Raw genomic sequence first — 24,293 nt, forward strand, 5'->3', positions numbered from 1 at the left:
TCATGACGTGCTGCGCTCATCCGAACACGGAATCCGCAGTGGCCCTTCTCTGGAGGCGAATCACGCAGAGAGGGTGCCGACGGCTACGGGATCGGGTCACCCTCGCCGAGCATGTGCGGGAAGAATCGCGCGCGTTCCTCCGCGTCGGGGCCCAGCAACGTCCCCCACGAGCCGTCGGAGAAACCGAATTGGACCTCGTTGAAGCTGCTGTCTTTCAGTCGGGTCCAGGAAAGGGCATCTCGGCGGAAAGACGCACCCAGTTCGATCGCCTCGTCCAGTTTCCCGTTCCAGCGGTTGTACTGGGCGTATACGAACTGGAAATTCCTTTCGGTGAGCGCGACCGCGGTGATCACGCCCACCTTGGCTCGCGGCTGAGCGGCTGCCAGCCACTGGCCGGCCATGCTGTCCCAGCCGCCGAAGAACGGAGATTTCCTCTTCTGGCTCTTCGCCCTCTTGGCCGGATCGAGCGCCGTATCGGCTCGACTACTGGGTGACGGAATATCGGCGGTTGCGGCCCGGAAGAAGAAATTCCCGAGCTTTCCCAGGAAATCTCCCGAGCTGGACCGCCCGTCGGTCAGCACGACGGGCCGCCGCCTGTCCGGCACGTCGCAGCCGTTCGTACCGCTGGACAACGGCGAGCGCGCCGTGGTGAACCCACCCAGGCAAGCCACGCCCGCGGGCAGTACCGCGGCGACCTTCTGTTCCAGATCGGCCCGCAACGCTCTCCGCTCCTCTCAGCCGAACAGGGAATCGGACGTTGCGGAGGCGCGGGCACACGGCGCGGTTACCTCAGCGGTGAACGTGCCGGCTCCGGTATCCACGGATGCGGTGAAGGCATAACCCGCCGACCGCTCGGGTGCCTCGTCCCCGGCCCATACGTGGACTCTTTCCCCGGTGCCCTCCTCGTCCGGCCGCCATCCTTGCGAGGCGAAGGACTCGATCACCCGCGGCAGTGCGGGCAGGAGATCGTCGCTCGCCACGTTGCCGATGTACCAGTCGTGCCGTGCCGAGCACGCGGACCGCATGCCCTTGGCCCAGCATGAGGAACACGTGAGGGAAGTGACCTCTCCGCCGCCCATGCTGCCGCGCAGGGCGACAGCATCCATCAACCGGCTGGAGTGCCAGTACAGTTCCTGCTTCACTTCTTCCGCCGGCTCGACCACGGCCGGGGCGCTTTGCCGCATGGCCCGGTAGTCCTCGACCTCCTGGTCCGTTCCCCAGTCGACGGTGTTGAGGATTTCGGTGAAGAGCTCGGCATGCAGCCCCCAGTCCTCGCCCACCTGCGAGCTGAGCTCGAAGACCAGCATTTCGGAGGTGTCCGGCAAGGGGATATAGGCCTGCATCTGCGACTGCGTGACCGGCAGTTCGTGGCCCGATGCCGACCATTCCGCGTCGATGACGAACGAGGACGTGCCCTCACGGGTGAGGGCGGGGCCGCACGTCAGCTCCACGGTTTGGCAGTCGTCGTCCGGATACTTCCGTTCGAGCAGCTCGCGGGTCGTGCGCAGTGCCCCGGCCTCGTCTTCGCTGTCGTGCGTTATCTGGCTGATGACGATGGTCGACAGGCTCGGCCGTCCGTCCACCTCGAGCGGGCAGAGACCGGCGTAGATGACGTTGGCTGCCGCCATCGGCTCCAGTTGGGCCGAGAGGCCCAGTGCGAAGCGGTACTGGTACGCCGGTGGGTGATTCGGCAGGAGTTCCGTGGCCAGGGTGTACAACTGGTCGGCCGCTGTTTCGTCATCCATGGCATTCACGGGAAGTTCGTGAACGAACGGCGGCATTATCCAGCCTATGTGCAGTCTGGATGATTTCTGCTGCGACAGCATAAGAGTCGTTGTTCCGTTTCGTTGTTCAGCGAGGGATCCTATTTTTCTCCCGAATGTCCGGAGATCTGTTTCTCCGCGCCATGGATGAACGACCCCGCCTTGATGGGCAGCTGTATACCGGCCTCAAGTTTTGCTGGTACTCCCTCCGGGAACTTTCCCTTGAGGAGGTAATTGATACCCTTTTGGCTGAGGGGGGACCGCACTCCTTCGTAGACTTTTTCGCCGAGTTTGTATCCCCGGGTCAGGCCCTGGGCTCCAGCGGCCACCTTCCCCAGCCCGCCGGCCCCGGCGATGCTCGCGGCGCGTGAGCCGATTTTGGCGCCTGCGAACGCCGACTTCGCGATGCCGCCGACACCCGGGATGACACCGAGCGCATCGAGGCCGATCTTCCACCCCGGGGTGCCGTTCCCACGGGCGTTACCGATCCAGTGCCCCGCCATGGCACCGGCGGCACAGACCGCGGAGGCGCCGGCCAGGACGGCACCCACCGCCGTACCGAGGACGGGCACGAACTCGCAGGCCAGCGCTGCGGCGGCCAGCCCGGACGAGATGGTCGACAGGAGATCGGCATGCTCGACGAGCCAGTCGGTGAATGCCCGGAAGCCGGCCTTCAGGCCGTCGATGGCTCGGTTCCACCAGTGGATGTCCGGCGGGTGGTTCTCCGAGGCCTTGAGGATCGCGCGTTCCGCCTCGCCCGCGCGGTCCTTCCACTGGGCGTAGATGCGCTCCGCCTCGCGGACGAGATCGTCCAGCTTGTCCTGGGAGCTGTTCGCCTTGTCCCGGGCCGTTTCCATCTCGTTGTCGATGCGCTTGGCTTCCGCCGCGTCCATCGGCCGCCCGAACATCGGCTGGTACTTCACGTACAGCTTGTTGTAGTGATCGCTGTCCGCCTCGGCCTGCTTACGGGCTGTTGCGGCCTCCGCCTCGATCTTTCCGGCCTTGTCCTGGAAACCCTGCAGATGGGTGTGCCAGCCCCGCAGCGCCTTGGCGCAGTCGTGCATCGACTCGGTGCCCTGCCGCAGGTACTTGGGCAGTTCGCCGAGCTTCTTCGCGAAATTCTGCGCCGCCTCACCCTCCCAGGCGCCGTCGCTCTTGCCGACCGACTTGAGCAGATGGTCGAGCTCTTCCAGCTCGTCGCCCACGGATTTCACATCCGAGGCGAGCGCCTGGATGGCGTGCAGATCTCCCTTGGCCGGATTGAAGCCGACCCCGGGCCAGGCCGAGTCGTCTTCGATGAACATGCTGCGCCAGGACATGCGTTTTCCCCCTGTGGTGATTCTGCGATCAGGCCTGTTGCTGGGACCGGGAATGAAGTGAGGAGTGGAATGGGGAGGGAGTGGCGGTTACTTCTTCCCCATTGCCTTGGCGTTCTCTTCTTCGCCCGCCTTGTAGGCGTCCAGCGTTGCCTTGAGCCTCTCGCTGATGTCCTTGGAGGCGTCCGCGATCCGCTTGATGCCGTCGCCCCACTGCCCCTGGAATTCGTCACAGGCGTCATCGAGGCCGTCCGTACCCAGTGCCTTCGGGCCCACCTTCTTCAGGCGCTTCTGGGCATCGCGCATGCGGTCGTCCGCATCCGAGAGCTTGTTGAGCATCTGCTGGACTCGCCCGATGTCTATCTTGAAGTCCGTCGCCATAATGCGATTCCCCCTTGGCTCGGCTATTTCCTCGGCGCGACGATTCCGGACCGGCGCACACGCCGGATAACCGTAGCGTGATCATCCGATGGGGTGAAATCGCAGAGGTAAAAAGAGGGTAATTTGGAGCAATCCTGGGGAGGCAAAGCTGTAGCAATGAGATGGATGGCCTGGTATGGGGTATATCGGAAATTTCGCTGAATGCATCGATTGTTCCGTACGCTGCTTGCGGTAGCGCCGCATGGGGCAGGTGCTGCATGGGGCAGGGCGCGGCGTCGTTGCCCAGTCTTGGTGCTACGCCCCGTACAGCGCGGCCTGTGCGTAACTGAGGTGCACATCCAGCAGCTCGGAATCCGTGCGATACCAGACGGGCCGGAAGTCGAGGGCGACCTTCCTCGCGCCTCCGCCGGACCGCAGGCGCCAGCGGGCGCGACGGGGCTTGTTCCACAGTGAACCGCCCGGACGCAGGTCGCCATTGAGGAGAAATACCAGCGCCCATATGGCCCAGAACGGCGAGAATGCCCAGTATGCGATCCAGCCGAGAGTCGTGCCTTTGTAGGCGACCGCGCTGCACTGCTTGCCCGCGTCCTCGATGTGCCACGCCTGTCGAATGCCCAGGGGAGAACGGCCATGGATGATCCGGCCGATGAAGCGGCCGTGTCCGTCATGCACCGCGTAGGCGGTCTGTGAGTCGGCGGCTCCCGCCTGGGGTGCCTGGGGTGTGATCGTGCACAGGGTGTGGGCAGGTTCTGCCGTTGTGGTGAGGGTGAAGGCCGGATTGCGGTCGTCGCTTCCGCTGTGGCGATGGACCCGGGCCAGTGGTGTTTCGGCGCCGGAACCTGGCTTTCCCGGATCGGTCCCCTGGAGAGTCCCCCATGCCTCATATCCGGGCAGCGCGGTGAATCCTTTCGCGATTCTGCCTTGCGAAATGCGGAACTGTATCTCGGTCATTCGGCCTGCTGCTCCCGTTTCGGCTCGCCTCGTTCCGTAAAGGCCGCAAAGTCCTCTTTGGGCCTGGTGGCTCCGGATGACGTTTCGCGGTTCTGGTGAGGCGGGTAAACAAACGCTGGCCGACCAGTGTGTCAGACGACGATCACGAGATGGGCGATATCAAGGCGCCGCCGACTGAGGCGCCACTGTTCGACACGCCGAACCCCGTCGCCCCCGTTCCGCTCCCCTTCCCCTTCCGCTCCCCTTCCCCTTCCCGTCAGGCCTTCCGATGCCCTATCAGCCGCGGCTTGGGCTCCAGGCCGTCCAGGCCGTGCCACGCCAGGTTGACGAGGTGGGCCGCCACCTCGGCCTTCTTCGGCTTACGGACGTCGAGCCACCACTGGCCGGTCAGCGCGACCATGCCGACCAGAGCCTGGGCGTAGAGCGGGGCCAGCTTCGGGTCGAAACCGCGGGCCTTGAACTCCAGGCCGAGGATGTCTTCCACCTGCGTGGCGATATCGCTGATCAGCGAAGCGAAGGTGCCCGTGGACTGCGCCACGGGGGAGTCGCGGACGAGGATGCGGAAGCCGTCCGTGTACGTCTCGATGTAGTCGAGGAGGGCGAACGCGGCCTGTTCGAGGAGTTCGCGGGGGTGGCCGGCGGTCAGTGCGCCGGTCACCATGTCCAGCAGCTGCCGCATCTCGCGGTCCACGACCACCGCGTACAGGCCCTCCTTGCCGCCGAAGTGCTCGTAGACCACGGGCTTGGACACGCCGGCCTTCGCGGCGATCTCCTCGACCGACGTGCCCTCGAAACCGCGCTCGGCGAACAGGGTGCGGCCGATGTCCAGCAACTGCTCCCGGCGCTCGGCGCCGGTCATCCGGACCCGGCGCGCCCGCCGCGTACCCGCGGTCGGGGAAGGCTTGGCCTTGCTGTTGCCTGCGCTGCTGCTGTTGTCGTTCGCCACTCGTCAATGATGCCTTCCCCGGCTACCCGCGGGCGGCACTCCCGGCGGCGGTGGCCTCTTTACGGCGGGCGTCGAGCCGGGACGCGTTCGGCCACCGCACGTCGTACGCCCAGCCCGCCCGCTCGCACCAGCGGATCAGACGGGCGCTGGAGTCCAGCTGCCCCCTGAGTACGCCGTGCCGGGCGCAGGTCGGGTCCGCGTGGTGCAGGTTGTGCCAGGACTCGCCGCAGGACAGGACCGCGAGCCACCACACATTGCCGGAGCGGTCACGGGACTTGAAGGGGCGCTTGCCCACCGCGTGACAGATGGAGTTGATCGACCACGTGACGTGGTGCAGGAGCGCCACCCGGACGAGCGAGCCCCAGAAGAAGGCGGTCAGAGCGCCCTGCCAGGACCAGGTGGCCAGGCCGCCGACCAGCGGCGGGATGAGCAGCGAAATCGTCGTCCACAGGACGAACTGGCGGGAGACCGTACGGATCGCCGAGTCCTTGATCAGATCCGGTGCGTACTTCTGCTGCGACGTCTGCTCCTGGTCGAACATCCAGCCGATATGGGCCCACCACAGGCCCTTGAGCAGGGCGGGCACCGTCTCCCCGTAACGCCAGGGGGAGTGCGGGTCACCCTCGGCATCGGAGAACTTGTGATGCTTGCGGTGGTCGGCCACCCAGCGGACCAGCGGGCCCTCCACGGCCAGCGACCCCATGACCGCCAGCGCGATACGGAGGGGGCGCTTCGCCTTGAACGCGCCATGCGTGAAATAGCGGTGGAAGCCGATCGTGATGCCATGGCAGCCGATGAAGTACATCACCGTCATCAAGGCGATATCCAGCCAGCTCACCCCCCAGCCCCAGGCCAGCGGCACCGCGGCCACCAGGGCCACGAACGGGACGGTGATGAAGAGCAGGAGCGTGATCTGTTCGACCGACCTGCGCTGCTCGCCGCCCAGCGTGGCGGACGGCAGCGCGGCGCCGCTCGCCGGAGCGGACGAAGCGGTGGAAATCGGTGGATCTTCTACGGCTTCAGGACCAACGGTCATGGTGTCCCTCGTCGGGGGCTCGGGGGCACGGCTACGGCTACGGGACCGTAACCTACGGTCTCGTAAGTATGGCAGCGCCACCGCCACGGGCAAGGCCGTGACAGACCCCACACCACCGAGGGCGTGTCTCCCCGCCCACGGGGAAGACCCGCAGAGAAGACACCACCGGAGACACCGGCCCACGACGCGGATGCCCACGCACCGGACGGTGTGATCCGCCGACACCGGGCAGACCTATCCTGGGGACGTCGGACAGCGCGGTCCGCAACCCGCCCGCAGCAGACCAGCCCACCTCCCCCAGCTCACGCTGGGAGGTCCCCCAGCCGCCACCGCCCTCCGACGAGACGCGGTGCGACGCCCCTGATCGCCGCAAGGAGCCGCACCAGTGAGCAGTGCCGACAACACCCCCGCCGCGCCCGCACCCACCCAGGCCCCCGACACCGGCGCCGGCGACACCCCCGCCCTGCGCGCCGACATCCGCCGCCTCGGCGACCTCCTCGGCGAAACCCTCGTCCGGCAGGAAGGACAGGAGCTGCTGGACCTCGTCGAACAGGTCCGCGCCCTGACCCGCTCCGACGGCGAAGCCGCCGCCCGGCTCCTCGGCGACACCGACCTGGCCACCGCCGCCAAGCTCGTCCGCGCCTTCTCCACCTACTTCCACCTCGCCAACGTCACCGAGCAGGTCCACCGCGGCCGCGAACTGCGCGCCAAGCGCGCCGCCGAAGGCGGCATCCTCGCCCGCACCGCCGACATGCTCAAGGACGCCGACCCCGAACACCTCGCGGCCACCGCCGCCAACCTCGGCGTCCGCCCCGTCTTCACCGCCCACCCCACCGAAGCCGCCCGCCGCTCCGTCCTCACCAAGCTCCGCCGCGTCGCGGAACTGCTGGAGTGCGCGAATCCCGCCGACAGGCGGCGTGTGGACCTCCGGCTCGCCGAGAACATCGACCTCATCTGGCAGACCGACGAGCTGCGCGTGGCCCGCCCGGAGCCGACGGACGAGGCCCGCAACGCCATCTACTACCTCGACGAACTCGGCCGCGGCGCCGTCGGCGACGTCCTCGAGGACCTCGCCACCGAACTCGAACGCGCCGGCGCCAAGCTGCCCGCCGGCACCCGCCCCCTCACCTTCGGCACCTGGATCGGCGGCGACCGCGACGGCAACCCCAACGTCACCCCCCAGGTCACCTGGGACGTCCTGATCCTCCAGCACGAACACGGGATCACCGACGCACTGGAGCACATCGACGAACTCCGCGGCGCCCTCTCCAACTCCATCCGCAACTGCGGCGCCACCGAAGAACTCCTCACCTCCCTCCAGCGCGACCTCGAACTCCTCCCCGAGATCAGCCCCCGCTACAAGCGGCTCAACGCCGAAGAGCCCTACCGCCTCAAGGCCACCTGCATCCGCCAGAAGCTCATCAACACCCGCGAACGCCTCGCCCACGACACCCCCCACACCCCCGGCCGCGACTACCTCGGCACCGCCGAACTCCTCGACGACCTCACCCTCATCCAGACCTCCCTGCGCGCCCACCGCGGCGGCCTGATCGCCGACGGCCGCCTGGAGCGCACCCTCCGCACCCTCGCCGCCTTCGGCCTCCAGCTCGCCACCATGGACGTCCGCGAGCACGCCGACGCCCACCACCACGCCCTCGGCCAGCTCTTCGACCGCCTCGGCGAAGAATCCTGGCGCTACGTGGACATGCCGCGCGACTACCGCCGCAAGCTCCTCGCCAAGGAACTGCGGTCGCGCCGCCCCCTGGCCCCCACCCCCGCGCCCCTCGACAAGGCCGGCGCCAAGACCCTCGGCGTCTTCCGCACCATCCTCAAGGCCAAGAAGACCTTCGGCCCCGAAGTCATCGAGTCCTACATCATCTCCATGTGCCAGGGCTCCGACGACGTCCTCGCCGCCACCGTCCTCGCCCGCGAAGCCGGCCTCATCGACCTGCACGCCGGCTGGGCCAAGATCGGCATCGTCCCCCTCCTGGAGACCACCGACGAGCTGAAGATCGCCGATCAGCTCCTCGACGAGATGCTCTCCGACCCCTCCTACCGACGCCTGGTCTCCCTCCGCGGCGACGTCCAGGAGGTCATGCTCGGCTACTCCGACTCCTCCAAGTTCGGCGGCATCACCACCAGCCAGTGGGAGATCCACCGCGCCCAGCGCCTACTCCGCGACGTCGCCCACCGGCACGGCGTACGGCTCCGCCTCTTCCACGGCCGCGGCGGCACCGTCGGGCGCGGCGGCGGCCCCTCGCACGACGCCATCCTCGCCCAGCCCTACGGGACGCTGGAAGGCGAGATCAAGGTCACCGAACAGGGCGAGGTCATCTCCGACAAGTACCTGGTGCCCTCACTGGCCCGGGAGAACCTGGAGCTGACGGTCGCCGCCACCCTCCAGGCCTCCGCGCTGCACACCGCGCCGCGCCAGTCCGACGAGGCCCTCGCCCGCTGGGACGCCGCCATGGAGACCGTCTCCGAGGCGGCCCACGGCGCCTACCGCCGCCTCGTCGAAGACCCCGACCTGCCCGCGTACTTCTTCGCCTCCACCCCCGTCGACCAGCTCGCCGAACTGCACCTGGGGTCGCGGCCCTCGCGCCGCCCCGACTCGGGCGCCGGCCTCGACGGCCTCCGGGCCATCCCCTGGGTCTTCGGCTGGACCCAGTCCCGCCAGATCGTCCCCGGCTGGTTCGGCGTCGGCACCGGCCTCAAGGCCGCCCGCGAAGCCGGACTCGACACCGTCCTCGGCGAAATGCACGAGCACTGGCACTTCTTCCGCAACTTCCTCTCCAACGTCGAAATGACGCTGGCCAAGACCGACCTGCGGATCGCCCGGCACTACGTCGACACGCTGGTGCCGGACGAGCTGAAGCATGTCTTCGACGCGATCAGGGCCGAGCACGAGCTCACCGTCCAGGAAGTCCTGCGGATCACCAAGGAAGCCGAACTCCTCGACTCCAACCCGGTGTTGAAGAAGACCTTCCACATCCGCGACGCCTACCTCGACCCGATCTCCTACCTCCAGGTCTCCCTCCTCCACCGCCAGCGCACCGCCGCCGAACGCGGTGAAGAAGCCGACCCCGTCCTCGCCCGCGCCCTGCTCCTCACCGTCAACGGAGTCGCCGCCGGCCTGCGCAACACCGGCTGACACCCGCCGACTTCCCCCTCGCGCACACCACGGCGGCCCGTCCTCACCCACAGGACGGGCCGCCGTCGTACATCCCCCCACCGCGCTACATCGCCGCGAAAGCCGCCCCCAACAACACCGCCCCCAACAACCCCATCACCCACGCCGTACGCCGCAACCGCATCCCCCCGGCCACCACCAGCGCCGCCAGCAACAACGACCCCGCAAACGGCACCCACGCATGCAACACCCCGGCCGCACCCGTCCGCACCGCATCCGCCGAACCCGGCTTCAGCACCACCTCGACCCGCCCACCGACCTTCGGCGCCACCGCCCGCGCCATCGACACCCCAGGCCGCACCCGCCCCTCCCCCTCCAACGGCACAAACCGCCCCGAACACCGCTCACCCGCACACGCCGACACCGTCAACGTGCCCCGCTCCTTCGCACCGACGAGCATCGCGTACCGCGCCGTGTTCCACGACGTCCACACACCCGCCACCAACAGGAGCAGCGCCAGCAGCCCCATCAACCCCGTCCTGGCGACCAGCAGCACCCCATAGGTGCTCTCACCGAACCGCCGGGCACGACTCCGTCTCACCGAACTGGTGCGCGCACTGCTCTTGGGCATGGCGGCGATCCTTGGCCATCCACCAGCACCCGGTCAACCTAAGGAAACAGTTCGTCCGAGCCTGACCGGCCCTGCCCCCTTCACGAGGTGTACGCCCTCTGCAGTCTTACGAGTTGTACGTGCCCTGCGCCCGTTCCAACCCGTCCGCCACCAACGTCTCCACCGCATCCGCCGCACGGTCCACGAAGTAGTCCAGCTCCTTGCGCTCCGCCGACGAAAAGTCCTTCAGCACGAAATCCGCCACCTGCATACGACCCGGCGGACGACCGATCCCGAACCGCACCCGGTGATACTCCCGCCCCAGCGACTTGCTGATCGACTTCAGGCCGTTGTGCCCGTTGTCGCCACCGCCCAGCTTCAGCCGCAGCGTGCCGTAGTCGATGTCCAGCTCATCGTGGACCACCACGATCCGCTCCAGCGGCACCTTGTAGAAGTCCCGCAGCGCGGTCACCGGCCCGCCCGAGAGGTTCATGAACGACATGGGCTTCGCCACCACCACCCGGCGGCTCCCCGGCCCCGGCGCCCCCACGCGCCCCTCGACGACCTGCGCCCGGGACTTGTGCGCCTTGAAACGCCCGCCCATCCGCCCCGCGAGAAGGTCGGCCACCATGAAACCCACATTGTGGCGGTTGTCCGCGTACTCCGGCCCGGGGTTGCCCAGGCCCACGATGAGCCAGGGGCTCGTGTCGTCACTCATCCATGCCTTCTTGGTCCAGGAACGGCCCAGCCGCCACCCGGTGCCTCGGCGGCACCGGCGCGGCGGCTGGGACACACACTCACACGTGGTGAGGAGTGTAAGGAGAGAAGAGAGAGGCTCAGGCCTCGTCGCCCTCGGCGGCCTCCTCGGCCGGAGCCTCCGCCTGCGCGGCGAGGACCTGCAGGACCACCGCGTCCTCCTCAACGGCCAGCGTGGTGCCGGCCGGCAGGGTGATGTCCTTGGCGAGCACCGAGGCACCGGCGTCCAGACCCGCCACGGAGACGGTCACCGACTCCGGGATGTGGGTGGCCTCGGCCTCGACCGGCAGGGTGTTCAGCACGTGCTCGAGCAGGTTGCCGCCCGGGGCCAGCTCGCCCTCGGTGTGGATCGGCAGCTCGACGTTGACCTTCTCGCCCTTCTTCACGGCCAGGAAGTCCACGTGCACCAGGAACTTGCGGATGGCCTCACGCTGCACGGCCTTGGGGATGACCAGCTCGCTCTTGCCGTCCAGCTCCAGACGGATCAGGGCGTTCGGGGTCTTCAGGGCCATCATCAGCGCGTGGCTGTCAACGGCGACGTGCTTCGGCTCCGCACCGTGACCGTAGATGACCGCCGGAACCTTCGCCTCACGACGGGTCTGGCGGGCAGCACCCTTGCCGAAGTTGGTACGCAGCTCGGCGGCAAGCTTGATCTCAGCCATGATTGCACTCCTCGTAGTTGTGAATGATCCACTGGCCGTCACCCGGCCCACGACAGACCTGCTACGAAGAGCGCGTCGATAACGGACCGCCGTACATAACGAGTACGGCCTCCCTCGCCGAGCAACTCCGTGAGTCTACCCGGCGGGGAGGCCGCCCCCAAGTCGATCAGCCAGGCGGGCCGATCACTCAGGGGTCACTGCTTGTCGATCACTGCTTGTCGATCACTGGTCGTCGATCACTGCTCGTCGAAGAGGCTCGTCACCGAACCGTCCTCGAAGACCTCACGAATCGCCCGCGCGATCGTCGGCGCCATCGACAGCACCGTGATCTTGTCCAGCTCCAGCTCGGACGGCGTGGGCAGCGTGTTCGTAAAGACGAACTCACTGACCTTCGAATTCTTCAGACGGTCCGCCGCCGGACCGGACAGCACACCGTGCGTCGCGGTCACGATGACATCCTCCGCCCCATTCGCGAACAGCGCATCCGCCGCGGCACAGATCGTGCCACCGGTGTCGATCATGTCGTCGACCAGCACACACACCCGGCCCCGCACATCACCGACCACCTCGTGGACGGTGACCTGGTTGGCCACATCCTTGTCCCGGCGCTTGTGGACGATCGCCAGCGGCGCACCCAGCCGGTCACACCAGCGGTCGGCGACCCGCACCCGGCCCGCGTCCGGGGAGACCACGGTCAGCTTGTCGCGGTCCACCTTCGCGCCCACGTAATCCGCCAGCACCGGCAGCGCGAAAAGGTGATCCACCGGACCGTCGAAGAAGCCCATGATCTGATCCGTGTGCAGATCAACCGCCACCACACGGTCCGCACCCGCGGTCTTCATCAGATCCGCGATCAGCCGCGCCGAAATCGGCTCACGACCCCGGTGCTTCTTGTCCTGACGCGCATAACCGTAGAACGGAACGATCACCGTGATGCTCCGGGCCGAAGCCCGCTTCAGCGCATCAATCATGATCAGCTGTTCCATGATCCACTTGTTGATCGGAGCCGTATGGCTCTGAATCAAAAAGCAGTCCGCACCACGTGCCGACTCCTGATAGCGGACATAGATCTCGCCGTTGGCGAAGTCGAAAGCCTTCGTCGGGACCAGCCCCACACCCAGCTGATGCGCGACCTCCTCCGCCAGCTCGGGGTGGGCGCGGCCGGAGAAGAGCATCAGCTTCTTCTCGCCGGTCGTCTTGATCCCGGTCACAGCAAATCTCCTCGAATCACAGTTTGCCTGCGTTCAACACGGTACGCCCCGCACAACGCACCCTTGCACCCTCACCGCTCGTCCTCGGACTCCGGACAAGCAGCCGCAGCAGCCTGCGCGGCGGCACTTCCAGGCCGCTTACGCGCGACCCAACCCTCGATATTCCGCTGCTGGCCACGCGCGACCGCCAGCGAACCCGGGGGCACATCCTTGGTGATGACCGAGCCGGCCGCCGTATAAGCGCCGTCCCCGATCGTGACAGGAGCCACAAACATATTGTCCGAGCCCGTCCGGCAATGCGAACCGATGGTCGTGTGGTGCTTCGCCTCACCGTCGTAATTCACGAACACGCTCGCCGCGCCGATGTTGGAGAACTCACCGATCGTCGCATCCCCCACATACGACAGATGCGGAACCTTCGTCCCCTCACCGATCGACGCGTTCTTCATCTCCACGTACGCACCGGCCTTCGACTTCGGGCCAAGATCCGTACCCGGACGCAGATACGCATACGGGCCCACATTCGCCCCCGCGCCGATACGCGCACCCTCGGCCACCGAGAACGACACCACGGCACCCGCGCCCACCGCCGTGTCCTTCAGCCGCGTCTGCGGACCCACCTCGGCACCGGCGGCGACAGACGTCTCACCGAGCAGCTGCGTCCCGGGGTGAACCGTCACGTCCTGCTCGAACGACACCGACACATCGACGAACGTCGAGGCCGGATCGACCACCGTCACACCCGCGAGCATCGCCCGCTCCAGCAGCCGCCCGTTCAGCAGCCGGCGCGCCTCCGCCAACTGCACCCGGTTGTTGATCCCCAGAATCTCGCGGTGATCGGCGGCCACCGCCGCACCGACCCGATGACCCGCCTCACGGACGATGCCGAGCACATCCGTCAGGTACTCCTCGCCCTGACTGTTGTCCGTCCGCACCTTGCCCAGCGCGTCCACCAGCAGCCGCGCGTCGAACGCGAACACCCCGGAATTGATCTCCCGGATCGCCCGCTGGGCCCCCGACGCGTCCTTGTGCTCGACGATCGCGGTCACCGCGCCCGTGGTGTCGTCGCGGACGATGCGGCCGTAGCCGGTGGCGTCCGGGACCTCGGCGGAGAGCACCGTCACCGCGTTCTTGTCCGCCGCGTGCGTGTCCCCGAGCTGCTTGAGGGTCTCGCCGGTCAGCAGCGGCGTATCACCGCAGACCACGATCACGGTGCCGTCCAGGACGACCCCGTCGCCGCTCAGCTCCTCCAGCGCCGTACGGACGGCGTGCCCGGTGCCCTTCTGCTCATGCTGGACGGCGGTACGCACCGCCGGATCGACCTCGGAGAGGTGGGCCCGCACCTGCTCACGGGCGTGGCCGACGACCACGACGAGGTGCTCGGGGTCCAGCTCGCGGGAGGCGGCGACGACGTGTCCGACGAGGGACCGGCCGCAGAGGGTGTGCAGGACCTTGGGCGTCGCCGACTTCATGCGGGTGCCCTCACCCGCTGCGAGAACGACGACGGCTGCCGGGCGGTTGGCGCTCACGGGATGCCCTTCGGCTTCTTGGTTACTTCGGGTGGTGGTCATCCGAAGGATACCGGGGCGTTTCTCGGGGGAAACGACGGCGGGTCCTGACCTTGTGGTCAGGACCCGAACTTCGTGTTGTTGTAGCTGGCTCCCCTGCCAGGACTCGAACCCGGACATAAGGCACCAAAAGCCTCAGTGCTGCCAATTACACCACAGGGGAGTGTAAAGCGGGCTAAACCGGACATTCCGTCAGGTTGATCGCCGCTCGGCACCCAACACTATGCCGTACCACCAGCCTTCGATGCGACGGTATAGCTCTGCGCTTTGCAGCACCCTGATCACCAGGCAGCCGTGGTACCCCTCACCGACGTTCTTGCGGTTGGTCTTGGGGGTGTGCTTTTTGAGGGTGGTCTTCTGGAACGTCGCGGCGTCGACGCCGACAAGATCGGCCCAGTAGCGCTTGGCGCCTTCGACGTCAGCGCTCTCGTGGATCATGACTCGGAAGGTCAGTCGCTCTCGTTCCACGCCGAGCATGCGCAGCCAGGCCAGGAAGACCTGGATGACGCCTGGGTCGCTGTTGACGAAGTTGACGCTTTCCCTCCGGTCGTACGGCTTGCTTTTGGCGCCTTCTGCCCAGTAGAGGGCGACGCCGGTCAGGAAGAGGCGGTCCTCGGTGAGCTCGCCGATCTGGCTGATCGCCTCCGTCTTGGTCTGCTCGATCTGTCGGTCCCGGGCCTCGCGGTACGGCGCCCACCGCGCCTCGCGCATCTGATGCATCGCCTCCGGGGATTTCCTGGGCTTGGGCAGGTCGCGTACCCAGAGCGACACCGAGCTCTTGGCGACGTCCAGCTCCGCCACGATCTCGTCATAGGCGCGCCCCTGCCTGCGGAGCTCGCGGGCCTTCTCGCGGAGGTCGTCCTTGGCGTTGGGGCGTTTGGTCCACTCGGGAGGTGGTTCGCCTTCCAGGAGGTGGGTCAGGGCGGCGTCGGTGAGGGGTACGCCCAGTCGTTCGCGGATCTGGCGGCGGCTGAGACCTGCCCGGCGGAGGGCGACGGCCTGGGATCGTAACGATGCGTAATCCGGGTGCGCGCGGTGTGTGTTCGACATGGGAACAGGGTGCTGTGTGCGCGGGTGCGGAAGTGTCGAAAATGTGGGCGATTCAACAGTTCGAGTGGTGACCGGCGGTAACGGCTCGTATCGGGCCAGAAGTGTGCTGGGAAAAGGGCCGGGGGAAAGGAGGGGGCGCCCGTACGCTGGTCGGTATGACCACGACGGGGGCAAGCGAAAGTGTGGGCGTGCGCGGTGCACCGGTGACGGGGCCGTGGTGGTGGGCCCGGCGGCGGAGTGCCGTGCTCGATGTGTCGCTGGCGGCGGCTTCGGCTGTCGAGTGCATGGCCGAGGGCGTGGATGTTGCGCAGAAGGCGCAGCTGCCCGCGTTGCTGGGGGTGCTGTTCGGCCTGCTGGTGGGGTCGGTGTTGCTGTTGCGGCGTCGGTGGCCCGTGGTGGTCGTGCTGGTGTCGATAGCGGTGATGCCTGCGCAGATGGGCGGGCTGCTGGGTGTGGTGGGGCTGTACACGCTCGCCGCGTCGGAGGTGCCGCGCCGGATTACGGCGTTGCTGGCGGGGATGACGGTCGTGGGGACGGTGGCGACGACGTTCCTCACCATGCGGCAGGACATGGCGGCGCAGGAGGACTGGGATCCGTCGGTGTGGTTCGTGCCGGTGGCGTCGGTCGCGCTGGGGCTGGTGCTGACGGCGCCGCCGGTGTTGTGGGGTTTGTACGTGGGGGCCCGGCGGCGGCTGGTGGAGTCGTTGCGGGAGCGGGCGGACGGGCTGGAGCGTGAGTTGTCGCTGCTGGCGGACCGGGCCGAGGAACGGGCGGAGTGGGCCCGTAACGAGGAGCGGACGCGGATCGCGCGGGAGATGCACGACGTGGTGGCGCACCGGGTGAGCCTGATGGTGGTGCATGCCGCTGCGCTGCAGGCGGTGGCGTTGAAGGATCCGGAGAAGGCGTCGAAGAACGCGGCGCTGGTCGGGGACATGGGGCGGCAGGCGCTGACGGAGCTGCGGGAGATGCTGGGGGTGCTGCGTACGGCCGAGGGGACGGCGGGGCGTGGTGCTTCGGGTGCGGATGCGCCGGAGCGGCTGGCGGCGGTGGCGTCGCGGGTGCGGGCGAATGCGGAGTCGCGCTCGGAGGCGGATGCGGAGGGACGTTCGGCGGCGCGGTCGGGGGAGGCCGTGGCGATGGGGGTTTCGGGGGCATCGGCGTCGGCGTCGGTGTCGGTGTCTGGGGCTGCGTCTGGGGCTGGGTCGGTTTCCGGGGTGGTCTCCGGGGCCGGGGCGGGTGTGGGTGCGGAGGGGCCGTGTCTGGCTGATCTGGGGGCTTTGGTGGGGCAGTCCCGGGCGGCCGGGATGGTGGTGGATCTTTCGGTGGACGGGGCCGCTGAGGGGGACAGGGCTGCTGACGGGGACGGGCCCGTCGAAGGCGGGGCGGCGGCCGGTGTGCGGCGGCGGTATGCGGGGCGCGTGGAGCAGACGGTGTACCGGGTGGTCCAGGAGGCGCTGACGAATGTGCACAAGCATGCGCCGGGGGCGCGGGCGCGGGTGCGGTTGGCGCATCGGGAGGGGGAGCTCGCGGTGCAGGTGGAGAACGGGCCGTGTGAGGGCAATCCGGCGTCGGCGGGGTTGCCGAGTGGGGGGAACGGTCTGGTGGGGATGCGGGAGCGGGTGACGGAGCTGGGGGGTGTGTTCGTCTCGGGTCCGACGGAGGCCGGTGGTTTCCGGGTCTCGGCGGTGGTGCCCGACGCCCGCGTCGCCGGCTGATGTGCCCTGTGCCGTAGGTGCTGTGCTGCCGTGCTGTCTGCGCCGTAGGTGGTCGGTCACTCGCTTATGCCGTCGGTCACCCACTGATGTCGCCGGTCACCCACTGATGTCGCCGGTCACCTGCTGATGCCGTCGGTCACCCGGTGACGTCGCCGGTTACCCGGCGGTGTGGGTGGTGATCGCCAGCCGGGCCGGCTGTGTGCCGAGGACCAGGGTTCCCAGTGCCGCGTCGATGTCGGCGCCCAGGTACCAGTCCCCGCTGTGGTCGAGGCTGTAGACGCGTCCGTAGGTGTCGATGGCGAGGGTGGCCTGGGCGTGGGTGGTGCCGCCGGGGGCGGTGAGTTCTTCGCGGCCGAGGGGGGCGACGTCGGTGTTGAGTGCGCGTCCGAGGTCGCCGAGGGTGCGGGCGAGGTGCAGTCCGTGCAGGGGGTCGATGGTGAACGGGGTGGGGGCGATGTGGCGGCTGGGGCCGGGGCTGGTGATGTGGAGGCCGCCGAACTCTGCCCAGGCTTCGACGGCGGCGGGGAAGAGGGTGTGGCGGTGGCCGGCGGGGGAGGTGTGGGCGCGGAGGGTGTCGGCCCAGTTTTCGGCTTGTTCTATGTCCCAGCGGCCGGGTTGCCAGCCGGCTTGCTGGAGGGCGACGTCGACGGCGGCGGGGAAGCGGGTGGAGCCGGTGCGGTCGTGGGCGGGGGTGCGGGGGCCGGGTGCGGTGGGCGGCATGGTGGCGGGTCGGCTTCCGATGGGGGGAGCGGGTCAGCTTCCGATGGGCATGACGCCGAAGTGGGCGAGGAGGGCGTCGCAGGAGCGGCAGGGCGGGGCGTAGCTGCCGTGCTGGGGGTCGCCGTCTTCGCGGATGTGGCGTGCGGTGATTTTGGAGTGTTTGAGGGAGCGGCGGGCTTCGCCGTTGGTGAGGGGTTTGCGGGAGGCGCGTTTGGAGCGGTTGGCTTCGACGGCGGTGAGGTGGCGGGAGAGGAGTACGGCTTCGGGGCAGCGGCCGGTGAAGCGTTCGCGCTGGCCGGTGGCGAGGGCGTCGAGGAAGTCCTGGACGAGGGGGTGGAGTGCGGGGGGTTGTTCGGATTTGCTCGCGGTGCAGGTGAGGGTTTGTCCGCGTACGGACAGGGCGGCGCCGATGGTGGGGAGGATGCCGTCGCGGCGGTGGTGGAGGGCGGGTGTGTCCGGGGTGCCGGCGGTGCCGCTCCAGCCGATGCGCGGGTCCCCGGGTCCGGTGCTGTGGCGTGCGGTGGTGCTCATGTGTGGTGCTTTCCCTCCCTGCAATCCCCCGGTTGCGGGGGTCAGCCTGCCAAATGTGCTGGGTGTTGCGGTAGTCGGGCGGGTTGTCGGCGATGTCACGCGGGGTGGGCGGGGTGTGGGGCGCGGGGTATCGGGGCTGGTGGGCGGGGTGGTGCGCGGGGGGCTCGGAGGCGGCGGTCCGGCGGGTGACGCCGGTGTGTCGTGGGGCTGACGGGCGGGGGTGCGGTAGGGGCTGACGGGCGAGTGCCGTGGGCGCTGACGGGCGGTGTGGCGTGGGTGCTGACGGGCGGGGTGCCCGGTGGGGGCGCTGGGCGGAGGGGGTGTTGCGGTACGGCATAGGCTGTGCCTCACATCCAGCTTCAGCCAGGGGGCAACCGCGATGACGACAGGTCGGCCAGGGCTGGGGGCTCTTCCCGGCCCTCAGGCGGCGGCGGGACGGGCCGCGCCACCGAATTCGGCCTATGCCGGGCAGGTCGTGCGTTTTCCGGATCCGGTGCGTGCTGCGCGGTATCCCGCGGGGGTGCGGGTGGACGAGCGGGGCTTTCCGGAGTTCACGCCGTACGCGCGGGCGGCCGCGGAGATCGCCGAGCCGCCCGAGGGCTTCGGTGTGGACGAGCTGCGGCTGACGGATTTCGTATCGGCGAATGCGGCGCTGCACGCGCAGGGGCACGAGCTGTGGATAGACGTGCCGTCGGTGGCGACGCCGCACGGCTGGACGTGGCATCACGTGGCCGGTACGCGGCGGATGGAGCTGATCCCGGTCGAGGTGAAGGCGTTGCTGCGGCACCACGGCGGGCTGGCGACGGCGGCGGTGGCGCATGACAAGCGGGGCACGCGGCCGTTGCAGGAGACCCGTCCGGTGCACTTCGGGCTGCCGCTCCGTGAGGTGTCGGTGGGCGAGGAGCAGGTGGTGCAGGCCGAGGAGGCGCTGGGCTATCGGCTGCCGGGTGCGTACCGGTCGTTCCTGAAGGCGGCGGGCGGCTGCGCGCCGGTGGGTGCGGCGCTGGACGCGGAGTTGGGGCTGCTGGTGGACCAGCCGTTCTTCACGGTGCGCGATGACGCCGCGGTGAACGATCTCGTCTATGTGAACAAGTGCCTGCGGGATCACTTCACCAAGGACTATCTGGGTGTGGGGTTCGCGCAGGGCGGGGTGATCGCGGTGAAGGTGCGGGGTGAGGCGCGCGGTTCGGTGTGGTTCTGCGCGTATGACGATGCGCGGGATCAGGACGGCTGGACGGTGCAGGACCGGGTGGAGCGGCTGTTGCTGCCGTGCGGTGCGGATTTCGATGAGTTTCTGCAGCGGCTGGTGGGCAATCCGCCGGAGCTGGAGACCGTGGCGAACCTGATGGTGGACGGTGGCTTCGCGGCCGCTGTTCCGGTGGGGGGCTGACCGGCATGGTGACGTTCGCGCAGGCGCAGGAGCGCGCGGAGCGGTGGGTGAACGGCGATGTGCCGGCGGAGCTCCACCGCGAGGTGCGGGTGCGGGAGTTCGACCTGGGCTTTGTGGTCTGGGCGGAGGACCGGGGTGGGGGTCCCCCCGGTGCCGAAGGCTCTGAGGGAGGGCCGGCGGCGGAGGGCGGCCGGTCCCGGCTGGTGATCGCCCGGGACAGCGGGGAGACGACGCTGTGGCCGGGGCTGCCGGTGGGCGAGGTGATCCGGCGGTACGAGGAGGAGTACGGCGCTCCGGCGGACGGCGGTGGCGGCGGTGCGGCGGAGCCGCCGCAGCGGATCGACCTGAATGCCACGTCGTTCCTGCTGACGCCGCCGGAGTGGCTCCAGGAGGCGGCGGACGCGAGAGGCGTCCCGGACCGGCGGCGCGACGGTGCGACGGAGGGGGCGGGGACGGGCGCGGGCGCGGTGGCGCCTGCCGCGCCGACGGCGCAGGCCGTCCCGTCGCAAGCCGTCCCGTCGCAGGACACTCCGCCGCAGGCCGTCCCGGTACAGGCCGCTTCGCCGTCGGCGGCCGCGCCGTCGGCTGGTCCCGCTGGTGGCGCCGCTGGTCCTGCTGGTGGCGCCGGTGGTGCCGCGGCGGCGGTTCCGTGGGCGGCGGCGGACACCACGCATTCCGACGAGGGCGCCGAGGACCGTTCGGTGGGGCTGCCGCAGACGGTCTTCGCGCCGCCGCTTGCGGGTTTCGAGGAGGCGGACGACGCTCCGTCGACGCCGCGCTCCCGCCCGGATGCCAAGACCGAACTGCTGCAGGGCGGCAGCCAGTTGCCGCGTACGCAGGTGGCGCCGGCGGTTCCTGAGGGGGCACCGGCTGTTCCGGTGGCTCCGGCCGTTCCGCCGGTTCCGGAGGCTCCGCCGGTTCCGCCGGCTCCGGCACTGTCGGAGCTGCCGCCGCCGTCCGGTGTGCCGGTCGCCGATGTGCCTCCTCCGCCGGGTGTGACGGCCGGGGGGCCGTCGGCCACGTCCGGGCCCGGCGTGCCGCCTCCGCCTCCGCCTCCGGGTGTGCCGGGAGAACCCGCGGCGTCCGGCCCGGGTGCGGCCGGTGTGCCGGCCGGCGGGTACGTACCGACGCAGCTGGTGTCACAGCTGGATGCGGCGGACGTGGATCTCAGTGCGGTGGACGGGCCGGGGGGATCGGACGGGGCCGGAACGGATGGTACGGCCGACGGGCCCGGCTCCGGCTCCGGTTCCGGGGCCGGCTCCGGTTCCGTCGGTGCCACCGACTCCCGCGGTTCTGGTCCCGGTGGCCCTGGGGCCGGTGGGCCCGGAACGGGTGGCCCCGGTGGTGGGGTGCATGCCGCCGCGACGATGCTCGCCGATGGTGCGGCCCTCCAGGCGAGCCTTGGCGGCGGCGCGGGCGGTCAGGCCGGTCAGGCTGCTCCCTCGGGCCGGCCGCGGCCCGCCGTTGGCCCCGGCGGTCCCGGTGGCCCTAGTGTTCCTCCGCCGTCGGCGCCGCCCGGCGTGCCGGGTGTGCCGGGTGTGCCCGGCGTTCCTGGTGAGTCCGGCGCCCCCGCGGGTGGGCGGTCCGGTCAGGGCGGCGAGGTCGGTCCGCCTCCGCCGCCGCCAGCCCCGCCCGTGGCAGGCGACGCCGGTGGCGGCGGTGTGCATGCCGCGGCGACGATGCTCGCCGGCGGTGCCGCGCTGCCCGGCCCCGGCGGTTCGGGCGCCCCCGGGATGCCGTCTCCGCCCCCGTCCGTGCCCCCGGCGCCGTCGCCCGGCCCCGTTGCCCCGCCGGCCGCTCCACCCGGTCCGCCCGGCCCGCAGGGCCTTGCCGGTCCCACTGGTCCCGGCGGTCCCGCTGGTCATGGTGGTGGCGGCCCCGTTGGCCACGGCCCAGGTGTCGCTGGTGCCGCCGCTGCCGCCGGTGCCCCCGGCGCGTACGGCTATCCGCAGGGCGCCCCCAGCGGCCAGCCGACCGTCGGCCCCGGCTATATGGCCGTACTGAGCTACCGCGCGCCGGACGGCTCGGAGCAGAAGATCGTGCGCCGCTCGGCCCCCGGTACGCCGCATCCGGAATGGCAGCTGCTGCACGAGCTGCGCGGGATGAACGTCCCGCCGCAGCAGGTGCTGGAGCTGCACACCGAGCTGGAGAGCTGTGATCTGCCGGGTGGCTACTGCGCCCGGATGATCCGGGACAACTGGCCGCAGGTGCGGATCAGTCACACCGCCGCGTACGGCAAGGACCACGCCTCGCGCCAGCAGGGCGTACGGCATCTCATCGAGCATCAGGGCGAACTGCACCAGGTCGCGGACGGCCCGGCGCGGCCGGCACCGGTCCGGGTGCCGCTTCCGCATCCCTCGCAGGTGCCGCCGGCGCCGCCGGTCCCGCCGCAGGCGATCGGGCAGGAGCTGGAGCAGGCCTTCGGGCCGCAGGGGATCTTCCGTTTCGACCAGCGGGCGGTCTCCCGGCACGGTGTGCCCGATGTGGTGGCGCAGATGCTGGTGTGGGCCGGAATGCCGGTCGACTTCGGCCCGTTCTTCTGGGCGCAGGCGCAACCGGGCCGTCCGGTGCCGACGTTGGCGGAGCTGGCGGCGGAGCGCGGGGTGCAGCCGGCGCCGGATGCCGGGTCGTACCTGGTCATGGGCAGTGACTTCGGCCGCCAGCTGTGTGTGCAGTACGGGTCCGCGAACATCGTGGCGGTGCCCCTGGAGGCCGGCCCGGGCGGGCAGCCGGCCGTGCCGCAGTTCGTGAACACAGGGCTGCCGGAGTTCGTCCGCTGTCTGGCGATGCTGGGGCGGATGTGGCGGCTGCGGTACGGGCTGACGCCGGAGCAGGCGGGGCGGTGGACCGTCGACTTCCAGGCGCAGCTGGTCGCCCTGGATCCGCCGGCGCTGGGGTCGCCGGAGACCTGGTGGTCGGTCCTGCTGGAGCAGATGTGGGACGGCCTTCTCTAGGCTCTGCCCAGGTCCTGCCCAGACCCTGCCGACCCTGCCCCGCGGCGCCGGCCCACGACGCCCGGTACGCGCGCCCACCGTTGCTCCCCCACGCCCTTGAGGAACTTGAGGCAGTGGGGGAGCAATGACGAAAAGCCGGAGACGCGGATGATCCAATTCCGACTTCTGGCGATAAATGACGCATCCTAGGTGGGGTGAGTTGGGTGAAGTGCCGCACCGGCGCGGCTCCGCACCCGTCCACACGACACCGCGCGTAACTCCACAGAGGGGCTTCAGGGATGAGTGCATCGGTTTCGCCTCACGGGTTCGAGACCGTACGAGGGCGTGGCTACCGCCCGGAGGACGTGGACCGCCGCTTCGAAGGACTCTCCATCGACCGCGACTCGTGCTGGGAGCGTGCCGCCCGGCTCACCGTCCTGTGCGGTGAGATGGAGGCCGAACTCGACGCGCTGCGTGCCCGTGTGGAACAGCTGCCGGAGCCGGCGTACGAGACCCTCGGCAGAGACGCCCTGCTGATCCTGACCACGTCGGAGTCGGAGGCGGCCCGGCTGCGTGCCGAGGCGGAGCACGCCGCGAAGGAGGCCCGCGAGGAGGCCGACGCGTACGGGCGCGAGGTGCGGGACGCGGCGGATGGGGCGGCGTCCGCGCTGCGCACCGAGGCGGACGAACTGTCCCGGCGTACGGCGGAGCGGGCGGAGCACGAGGCCACCCGGCTGGTGGCCGCGGCGGCCAAGGAGGCCGAGCAAGTGCGCGCGGAGGCGGGCGAGGAGCTTGCCGAGATGATGCGCCGTACCGAGCAGATGCTGAGTGACCAGGAGAAGCAGCAGGCCGAGGAGTGGGACGCGGCTGGGCGGCGGATCGCGGAGCGGGAGGCGGAGCTGGAGCAGGTGGTCACGCAGCTGGACGCCCATGGGCAGGGGATCATCGCCGAGCACCGCCGGCTGCAGGCGGAGGTCGAGGAGGCCGCCCGGCACCAGCAGGAGGCCGCCGAGGACCGCGGAGCGGAGCTGCTGGCACAGGCGAGGGTCGAGGCGGAGCGCATCGAGCGGGCCACGGAGCGGATCCTTCGGGAGCATGCGGAGCGGCGTGAGGAGGTCCGCTCCCATATGACGCATGTCCGTAACAGCCTGGCGGCGCTGACCGGGAAGGCGCCGGAGCCGGAGGGGGCGGGGGACGCCGACCTTGGCTCCGCCTCGTCCGACGCATCTGCCCCATCTGCCCCATCGGCCTCGTCCGCGGGATCCGAGCCGGGCAAGGGGCCCAAGGAGCACAAGGAGTCCAAGGAGTCCGGGGAGCCCGCCCCGTCAGCGGCAGCCGCGTGGGCCGCGGGGTCCACAGGATCCGCGGGACCCGACCCCGACAACGAAGACACGCTGGAGACCCGCCTCCCCCGCACCCGCGGCAGCGCCGAAGGCTGACCGTCCCGCCCCATCCCCTGCCGCCCGCCCAGGCACCACCCCCAGGCACCACCACCCCGGCACCACCGCCCAGGCGCCGCCGCCCGGGCCCCCTCCGCGCGGGCGGCAGGCTGTCGGTGGTCGGGCGTATCGTGGGCAGCGCCCGCCCGTGACACGTCGCGGGCCGTTCGCGTTGTTCGCCTCGC

Annotated in this window: 20 protein-coding genes and 1 tRNA gene; 5 read left to right on the top strand and 16 right to left on the bottom strand. The window is 69.7% G+C overall.

The features are described from left to right. Positions 1-83: 83 nt before the first annotated feature. The 7 genes from ACFY12_RS17655 to ACFY12_RS17685 form a co-directional block, all read right to left on the bottom strand. Entirely contained in the window at positions 84-719 is a 636-nt protein-coding gene (locus ACFY12_RS17655; RefSeq protein ID WP_390716677.1) for a hypothetical protein, read from the bottom strand. Positions 720-734: 15 nt separating this feature from the next. Next, positions 735-1,826, bottom strand: coding sequence for a hypothetical protein (locus ACFY12_RS17660; protein WP_390716678.1), 1,092 nt, complete (start codon positions 1,824-1,826; stop codon positions 735-737). A 38-nt stretch (positions 1,827-1,864) separates the two neighbouring features. Beyond that, positions 1,865-3,082, bottom strand: coding sequence for a WXG100 family type VII secretion target (locus tag ACFY12_RS17665; RefSeq protein ID WP_390716679.1), 1,218 nt, complete (start codon positions 3,080-3,082; stop codon positions 1,865-1,867). 87 nt (positions 3,083-3,169) lie between these two features. Next, complete coding sequence (locus tag ACFY12_RS17670; RefSeq protein ID WP_390716680.1) at positions 3,170-3,460, bottom strand: hypothetical protein; 291 nt, start codon at positions 3,458-3,460, stop codon at positions 3,170-3,172. A gap of 294 nt (positions 3,461-3,754) precedes the next feature. Further along, complete coding sequence (locus ACFY12_RS17675) at positions 3,755-4,411, bottom strand: hypothetical protein (protein ID WP_390716681.1); 657 nt, start codon at positions 4,409-4,411, stop codon at positions 3,755-3,757. A gap of 256 nt (positions 4,412-4,667) precedes the next feature. Further along, positions 4,668-5,357 carry a TetR family transcriptional regulator gene (locus ACFY12_RS17680; RefSeq protein WP_390716682.1) on the bottom strand — a complete coding sequence of 230 codons (690 nt, stop codon included), beginning with the start codon at positions 5,355-5,357 and terminating at the stop codon, positions 4,668-4,670. Positions 5,358-5,379: 22 nt separating this feature from the next. Then, positions 5,380-6,393, bottom strand: coding sequence for an acyl-CoA desaturase (locus ACFY12_RS17685; protein ID WP_390716683.1), 1,014 nt, complete (start codon positions 6,391-6,393; stop codon positions 5,380-5,382). 385 nt (positions 6,394-6,778) lie between these two features. Between ACFY12_RS17685 and ppc the strand changes: the two genes are divergently transcribed. Further along, the gene (ppc, locus tag ACFY12_RS17690; protein WP_390716684.1) at positions 6,779-9,544 is read left to right on the top strand and encodes a phosphoenolpyruvate carboxylase; all 2,766 of its coding nucleotides are present in this window, start codon (positions 6,779-6,781) and stop codon (positions 9,542-9,544) included. Between the two features lie 85 nt (positions 9,545-9,629). Here the strand turns inward: ppc and ACFY12_RS17695 are convergent, their stop codons facing one another. The 7 genes from ACFY12_RS17695 to ACFY12_RS17725 form a co-directional block, all read right to left on the bottom strand. Continuing rightward, complete coding sequence (locus ACFY12_RS17695) at positions 9,630-10,154, bottom strand: hypothetical protein (protein ID WP_390716685.1); 525 nt, start codon at positions 10,152-10,154, stop codon at positions 9,630-9,632. Between the two features lie 106 nt (positions 10,155-10,260). Beyond that, positions 10,261-10,851 carry an aminoacyl-tRNA hydrolase gene (gene pth, locus ACFY12_RS17700; protein ID WP_390716686.1) on the bottom strand — a complete coding sequence of 197 codons (591 nt, stop codon included), beginning with the start codon at positions 10,849-10,851 and terminating at the stop codon, positions 10,261-10,263. Positions 10,852-10,969: 118 nt separating this feature from the next. Next, positions 10,970-11,551, bottom strand: coding sequence for a 50S ribosomal protein L25/general stress protein Ctc (locus ACFY12_RS17705; RefSeq protein WP_390716687.1), 582 nt, complete (start codon positions 11,549-11,551; stop codon positions 10,970-10,972). 236 nt (positions 11,552-11,787) lie between these two features. After that, positions 11,788-12,762: a ribose-phosphate diphosphokinase gene (locus ACFY12_RS17710; RefSeq protein WP_066933071.1), complete on the bottom strand. Its 975-nt coding sequence runs from the start codon at positions 12,760-12,762 to the stop codon at positions 11,788-11,790. A gap of 71 nt (positions 12,763-12,833) precedes the next feature. Then, positions 12,834-14,291, bottom strand: a complete 1,458-nt coding sequence (gene glmU, locus ACFY12_RS17715) for a bifunctional UDP-N-acetylglucosamine diphosphorylase/glucosamine-1-phosphate N-acetyltransferase GlmU (RefSeq protein ID WP_390716688.1) — start codon at positions 14,289-14,291, stop codon at positions 12,834-12,836. A gap of 127 nt (positions 14,292-14,418) precedes the next feature. After that, positions 14,419-14,493, bottom strand: a tRNA-Gln gene (locus ACFY12_RS17720). 29 nt (positions 14,494-14,522) lie between these two features. After that, positions 14,523-15,380 (bottom strand): hypothetical protein, encoded by an 858-nt coding sequence (locus ACFY12_RS17725; RefSeq protein WP_390716689.1) that lies wholly within the window; start codon positions 15,378-15,380, stop codon positions 14,523-14,525. 155 nt (positions 15,381-15,535) lie between these two features. Here ACFY12_RS17725 and ACFY12_RS17730 point away from each other — a divergent pair, with 155 nt between their 5' ends. Further along, a complete protein-coding gene (locus ACFY12_RS17730; protein ID WP_390716690.1) occupies positions 15,536-17,095 on the top strand; it encodes a sensor histidine kinase in 1,560 nt (519 codons plus the stop codon). 156 nt (positions 17,096-17,251) lie between these two features. On the opposite strand, the gene ACFY12_RS17735 is transcribed toward ACFY12_RS17730, so the two are convergent. Both ACFY12_RS17735 and ACFY12_RS17740 read right to left on the bottom strand, forming a co-directional pair. Beyond that, positions 17,252-17,815 carry an SUKH-3 domain-containing protein gene (locus tag ACFY12_RS17735; protein WP_390716691.1) on the bottom strand — a complete coding sequence of 188 codons (564 nt, stop codon included), beginning with the start codon at positions 17,813-17,815 and terminating at the stop codon, positions 17,252-17,254. Positions 17,816-17,848: 33 nt separating this feature from the next. Next, entirely contained in the window at positions 17,849-18,346 is a 498-nt protein-coding gene (locus ACFY12_RS17740) for a YwqJ-related putative deaminase (protein ID WP_390716692.1), read from the bottom strand. A gap of 379 nt (positions 18,347-18,725) precedes the next feature. Here ACFY12_RS17740 and ACFY12_RS17745 point away from each other — a divergent pair, with 379 nt between their 5' ends. The 3 genes from ACFY12_RS17745 to ACFY12_RS17755 all read left to right on the top strand — a co-directional run bounded on the left by ACFY12_RS17745 (position 18,726) and on the right by ACFY12_RS17755 (position 24,108). After that, positions 18,726-19,736 (top strand): SMI1/KNR4 family protein, encoded by a 1,011-nt coding sequence (locus ACFY12_RS17745; RefSeq protein ID WP_390716693.1) that lies wholly within the window; start codon positions 18,726-18,728, stop codon positions 19,734-19,736. Positions 19,737-19,741: 5 nt separating this feature from the next. Next, positions 19,742-22,690: an SUKH-4 family immunity protein gene (locus ACFY12_RS17750; protein ID WP_390716694.1), complete on the top strand. Its 2,949-nt coding sequence runs from the start codon at positions 19,742-19,744 to the stop codon at positions 22,688-22,690. A 278-nt stretch (positions 22,691-22,968) separates the two neighbouring features. After that, entirely contained in the window at positions 22,969-24,108 is a 1,140-nt protein-coding gene (locus tag ACFY12_RS17755) for a cellulose-binding protein (protein WP_390716695.1), read from the top strand. Positions 24,109-24,293: the final 185 nt, after the last annotated feature.

Source organism: Streptomyces sp. NPDC001339, from assembly GCF_042895955.1.
Classification (GTDB): Bacteria; Actinomycetota; Actinomycetes; order Streptomycetales; family Streptomycetaceae; genus Streptomyces.